The 6284-nt window shown below is 45.6% G+C and carries 4 protein-coding genes; 3 read left to right on the top strand and 1 reads right to left on the bottom strand.

Translation table 11 applies throughout. The features are described from left to right. The first annotated feature begins 49 nt into the window (after positions 1-49). The 3 genes from NWP17_RS00020 to NWP17_RS00010 all read left to right on the top strand — a co-directional run bounded on the left by NWP17_RS00020 (position 50) and on the right by NWP17_RS00010 (position 5081). Positions 50-2713, top strand: a complete 2664-nt coding sequence (locus tag NWP17_RS00020; RefSeq protein ID WP_425332628.1) for an acyltransferase domain-containing protein — start codon at positions 50-52, stop codon at positions 2711-2713. A gap of 167 nt (positions 2714-2880) precedes the next feature. After that, entirely contained in the window at positions 2881-4197 is a 1317-nt protein-coding gene (locus tag NWP17_RS00015) for an amidohydrolase family protein (RefSeq protein ID WP_280652873.1), read from the top strand. A gap of 53 nt (positions 4198-4250) precedes the next feature. Beyond that, positions 4251-5081, top strand: coding sequence for a 2OG-Fe(II) oxygenase (locus NWP17_RS00010; protein ID WP_280652872.1), 831 nt, complete (start codon positions 4251-4253; stop codon positions 5079-5081). On the opposite strand, the gene gntT is transcribed toward NWP17_RS00010, so the two are convergent. Further along, a partial coding sequence (gntT, locus tag NWP17_RS00005; protein WP_280652871.1) for a guanitoxin biosynthesis MATE family efflux transporter GntT occupies positions 5078-6284 on the bottom strand: 1207 nt, incomplete at its 5' end. The genes NWP17_RS00010 and gntT overlap by 4 nt on opposite strands.

The raw sequence follows: 6284 nt of genomic DNA, 5'->3' as shown, positions 1-6284 counted from the left end.
CCCAAACATAGAGCAACCTACTGATGATATTAATCAAACGCCGCATATTTTGACCTTAGCTGCAAAAACACCCGCAGCCCTGCAAGAACTGGCTCGGCGTTATGCGACTCAGATAGAGACCTCTCCCGATGTTCCTCTGGCGGACATTTGTTTCACAGCACACATAGGGCGTAAACATTTTAAACATAGGTTTGCGGTAGTCACGGAATCTAAAGAGCAACTGCGTTTGCAATTGGATGCATTTGCACAATCAGGGGGTGTGGGGCGAGAAGTCAAATCGCTACCAAAGATAGCCTTTCTTTTTACAGGTCAAGGCTCACAGTATGTGGGAATGGGTCGTCAACTTTACGAAAACCAACCTACCTTCCGAAAAGCACTCGCCCATTGTGATGACATCTTGCGTGCTGGTGCATATTTCGACCGATCACTACTTTCGATTCTCTACCCAGAGGGAAAATCAGAAGCCATTCACCAAACCGCTTATACTCAGCCCGCGCTTTTTGCTCTTGAGTATGCGATCGCTCAGTTGTGGCACTCCTGGGGTATCAAACCAGATATCGTGATGGGGCATAGTGTAGGTGAATACGTCGCCGCTTGTGTGGCGGGCATATTTTCTTTAGAGGATGGGCTGAAACTAATTGCTACTCGTGGTCGTCTGATGCAATCCCTACCTCAAGACGGAACGATGGTTTCTTCTTTGGCAAGTGAAGCTCGTATCCAGGAAGCTATTACACCTTACCGAGATGATGTGTCAATCGCAGCGATAAATGGGACAGAAAGCGTGGTTATCTCTGGCAAACGCACCTCTGTGATGGCAATTGCTGAACAACTCGCCACCGTTGGCATCAAGACACGCCAACTGACGGTTTCCCATGCCTTCCATTCACCACTTATGACACCCATCTTGGATGAGTTCCGCCAGGTGGCAGCCAGTATCACCTATCACCAGCCCAAGTTGCTACTTGTCTCCAACGTCTCCGGGAAAGTGGCCGGCCCTGAAATCACCAGACCAGATTACTGGGTACGCCATGTCCGTGAGGCAGTGCGCTTTGCCGATGGAGTGAGGACGCTGAATGAACAAGGTGTCAATATCTTTCTGGAAATCGGTTCTACCGCTACCCTGTTGGGCATGGCACTGCGAGTAAATGAGGAAGATTCAAATGCCTCAAAAGGAACTTCGTCTTGCTACCTGCCCAGTTTACGGGAAAGCCAGAAGGATTGTCAGCAGATGTTCACTAGTCTGGGTGAGTTGTACGTACATGGATATGATATTGATTGGGGTGCATTTAATCGGGGATATCAAGGACGCAAGGTGATATTGCCAACCTATCCGTTTCAGCGACAACGTTATTGGCTTCCCGACCCTAAGTTGGCACAAAGTTCCGATTTAGATACCTTTCAAGCTCAGAGCAGCGCATCATCACAAAATCCTAGCGCTGTGTCCACTTTACTGATGGAATATTTGCAAGCAGGTGATGTCCAATCTTTAGTTGGGCTTTTGGATGATGAACGGAAACTCTCTGCTGCTGAACGAATTGCACTACCCAGTATTTTGGAGTTTTTGGTAGAGGAACAACAGCGACAAATAAGCTCAACCACAACTCCTCAAACAGTTTTACAAAAAATAAGTCAAACTTCCCATGAGGACAGATATGAAATATTGAAGAACCTGATCAAATCTGAAATCGAAACGATTATCAAAAGTGTTCCCTCCGATGAACAAATGTTTTCTGACTTAGGAATTGATTCCTTGATGGCGATCGAACTGCGTAATAAGCTCCGTTCTGCTATAGGGTTGGAACTGCCAGTGGCAATAGTATTTGACCATCCCACGATTAAGCAGTTAACTAACTTCGTACTGGACAGAATTGTGCCGCAGGCAGACCAAAAGGACGTTCCCACCGAATCCTTGTTTGCTTCTAAACAGGAGATATCAGTTGAGGAGCAGTCTTTTGCAATTACCAAGCTGGGCTTATCCCCTGCTTCCCACTCCCTGCATCTTCCTCCATGGACGGTTAGACCTGCGGTAATGGCAGATGTAACAAAACTAAGCCAACTTGAAAGAGAGGCCTATGGCTGGATCGGAGAAGGAGCGATCGCCCCGCCCCATCTCATTGCCGATCGCATCAATTTACTCAACAGTGGTGATATGCCTTGGTTCTGGGTAATGGAGCGATCAGGAGAGTTGGGCGCGTGGCAGGTGCTACAACCGACATCTGTTGATCCATATACTTATGGAAGTTGGGATGAAGTAACTGACCAAGGTAAACTGCAAGCAACCTTCGACCCAAGTGGACGCAATGTGTATATTGTCGCGGGTGGGTCTAGCAACCTCCCCACGGTAGCCAGCCACCTCATGACGCTTCAGACTTTATTGATGCTGCGGGAAACTGGTCGTGACACAATCTTTGTCTGTCTGGCAATGCCAGGTTATGCCAAATACCACAGTCAAACAGGAAAATCGCCGGAAGAGTATATTGCGCTGACTGACGAGGATGGTATCCCAATGGACGAGTTTATTGCACTTTCTGTCTACGACTGGCCTGTTACCCCATCGTTTCGTGTTCTGCGAGACGGTTATCCACCTGATCGAGATTCTGGTGGTCACGCAGTTAGTACGGTTTTCCAGCTCAATGATTTCGATGGAGCGATCGAAGAAACATATCGTCGTATTATCCGCCATGCCGATGTCCTTGGTCTCGAAAGAGGCTAAATTTCAGGCGTTGGTGAATAGAACCCACATTCCGCAGATAAGGTCTTATGAATAAAAAACAGGTAGACACATTGTTAATACACGCTCATCTTTTTACCATGCAGGGCAATGGCCTGGGATATATTGCCGATGGGGCAATTGCGGTTCAGGGTAGCCAGATCGTAGCAGTGGATTCGACAGAGGCTTTGCTGAGTCATTTTGAAGGAAATAAAACAATTAATGCGGTAAATTGTGCAGTGTTGCCTGGACTAATTGATGCTCATATACATACGACTTGTGCTATTCTGCGTGGAGTGGCACAGGATGTAACCAATTGGCTAATGGACGCGACAATTCCTTATGCACTTCAGATGACACCCGCAGTAAATATAGCCGGAACGCGCTTGAGTGTACTCGAAGGGCTGAAAGCAGGAACAACCACATTCGGCGATTCTGAGACTCCTTACCCGCTCTGGGGAGAGTTTTTCGATGAAATTGGGGTACGTGCTATTCTATCCCCTGCCTTTAACGCCTTTCCACTAGAATGGTCGGCATGGAAGGAGGGAGACCTCTATCCCTTCGATATGAAGGCAGGACGACGTGGTATGGAAGAGGCTGTGGATTTTGCTTGTGCATGGAATGGAGCCGCAGAGGGACGTATCACCACTATGTTGGGACTACAGGCGGCGGATATGCTACCACTGGAGATCCTACACGCAGCTAAAGAGATTGCCCAACGGGAAGGCTTAATGCTGCATATTCATGTGGCCCAGGGAGATCGAGAAACAAAACAAATTGTCAAACGATATGGTAAGCGTCCGATCGCATTTCTAGCTGAAATTGGCTACTTGGACGAACAGTTGCTGGCAGTTCACCTCACCGATGCCACAGATGAAGAAGTGATACAAGTAGCCAAAAGTGGTGCTGGCATGGCACTCTGTTCGGGCGCTATTGGCATCATTGACGGTCTTGTTCCGCCCGCTCATGTTTTTCGACAAGCAGGCGGTTCCGTTGCACTCGGTTCTGATCAAGCCTGTGGCAACAACTGTTGTAACATCTTCAATGAAATGAAGCTGACCGCCTTATTCAACAAAATAAAATATCATGATCCAACCATTATGCCGGCTTGGGAAGTCCTGCGTATGGCTACCATCGAAGGAGCGCAGGCGATTGGTTTAGATCACAAGATTGGCTCTCTTCAAGTGGGCAAAGAAGCCGACCTGATCTTAATAGACCTCAGTTCCCCTAACCTCTCGCCCACCCTGCTCAACCCTATTCGTAACCTTGTACCTAACTTGGTGTATGCTGCTTCAGGACATGAAGTTAAAAGCGTCATGGTGGCGGGAAAACTTTTAGTGGAAGACTACCAAGTCCTCACGGTAGATGAGTCCGCTATTCTCGCTGAAGCGCAAGTACAAGCTCAACAACTCTGCCAACGTGTGACCGCTGACCCCATTCACAAAAAGATGGTGTTAATGGAAGCGATGGCTAAGGGTAAATTATAGATACAGGCTTATCTGCAACAACATTTCTGAATCAAACCTGGAGGGGCAAACCAATGACCATATATGAAAATAAGTTGAGTAGTTATCAAAAAAATCAAGATGCCATAATATCTGCAAAAGAACTCGAAGAATGGCATTTAATTGGACTTCTAGACCATTCAATAGATGCGGTAATAGTACCGAATTATTTTCTTGAGCAAGAGTGTATGACAATTTCAGAGAGAATAAAAAAGAGTAAATATTTTAGCGCTTATCCCGGTCATCCATCAGTAAGTAGCTTGGGACAAGAGTTGTATGAATGCGAAAGTGAGCTTGAATTAGCAAAGTATCAAGAAGACGCACCCACATTGATTAAAGAAATGCGGAGGCTGGTACATCCGTACATAAGTCCAATTGATAGACTTAGGGTTGAAGTTGATGATATTTGGAGTTATGGCTGTAATTTAGCAAAACTTGGTGATAAAAAACTGTTTGCGGGTATCGTTAGAGAGTTTAAAGAAGATAACCCTGGCGCACCACATTGTGACGTAATGGCATGGGGTTTTCTCGAATATTATAAAGATAAACCAAATATCATAAATCAAATCGCAGCAAATGTATATTTAAAAACGTCTGCATCAGGAGGAGAAATAGTGCTTTGGGATGAATGGCCAACTCAAAGCGAATATATAGCATACAAAACAGATGATCCAGCTAGTTTCGGTCTTGATAGCAAAAAGATCGCACAACCAAAACTTGAGATCCAACCGAACCAGGGAGATTTAATTCTATTCAATTCCATGAGAATTCATGCGGTGAAAAAGATAGAAACTGGTGTACGTATGACATGGGGATGTTTGATTGGATACTCTGGAACTGATAAACCGCTTGTTATTTGGACTTAATGTAGCGTTTCCATTTGAGTCAAGGCACGAGAAGCTTCTAAAGCTGGAATAGATACACTATCATTCTCAACTACACTCTCAAATGTCCTAGGTAACTGTGCCCCAAACATCAGCATTCCAATGGCGTTGAACAAAAAGAAAGCCAACCACAAGATATGGTTACTCTCAAATTTAACAGCAGCTACATCCGCAGGTAAAAATCCTACACCAAACGCGATTAAGTTAACATTGCGGAGAGTATGCCCTTGAGCCAAACCCAAGAAGTACCCACATAGTATGCAACATACTGAATTGCATACTAGGACAAGTACCAACCAGGGAATAAAAATATCAATATTCTCAATAATTTCTGCGTGGTTGGTTAACAACCCAAAAACATCATCGGGAAATAGCCAACACGCTCCGCCGAAAACCAGACTCACTAGCAGAGCCATTCCCACAGAAACTTTTGCCAGAGGTGCTAACTGTTCTGTGGCTCCTTTCCCTTTAAAATTTCCTGCCAGAGTTTCTGTACAGAATCCCAATCCTTCAACAATGTAGATGCTCAAAGCCCATATCTGTAAGAGCAAGGCATTTTGAGCGTAGATAATTGTCCCCATTTGTGCCCCTTCGTAGTTAAACGTTAAGTTGGTAAACATACAAACTAAATTGCTGACAAAGATGTTTCCATTGAGAGTTAAGGTGGAGCGTATAGCTTTTATGTCCCAAATTTTTCCAGCTAATTCTTTTACCTCTTGCCACGGGATTTCTTTGCAGACAAAAAACAATCCCACCAATAGGGTGAGATATTGACTTGCAGCAGAAGCTACTCCTGCCCCCATGCTCGACCAGTCTAAGTGGATAATAAACAAGTAGTCGAGTGCGATATTGGCAGCATTGCCCACAACCGACAACAACACAACTAAGCCATTTTTTTCCCGTCCCAGAAACCAGCCAAGCAGGACAAAGTTGAGCAAAATGGCAGGCGCTCCCCAACTCTGGGTGTTAAAATACGCTTGAGCTGAAGACTTCACCTCTGGGGCGACATCTAGTATAGAAAACCCCAACACCCCTAACGGGTACTGTAACAGTATGATCGCCACCCCCAGCACCAGAGCAATTAAACCATTAAGCAGTCCCGCCAACAGTACGCCCTCTCGGTCATCTCGTCCGACTGCTTGTGCTGTTAACGCAGTGGTACCCATTCGTAAAAACGATAAAACA

The organism is Chrysosporum bergii ANA360D, assembly GCF_029891735.1.
GTDB lineage: Bacteria > Cyanobacteriota > Cyanobacteriia > Cyanobacteriales > Nostocaceae > Umezakia > Umezakia bergii.
The sequence above is the reverse complement of the archived record's forward strand: the minus strand, read 5'-3'. Positions and strand labels throughout refer to the sequence as shown.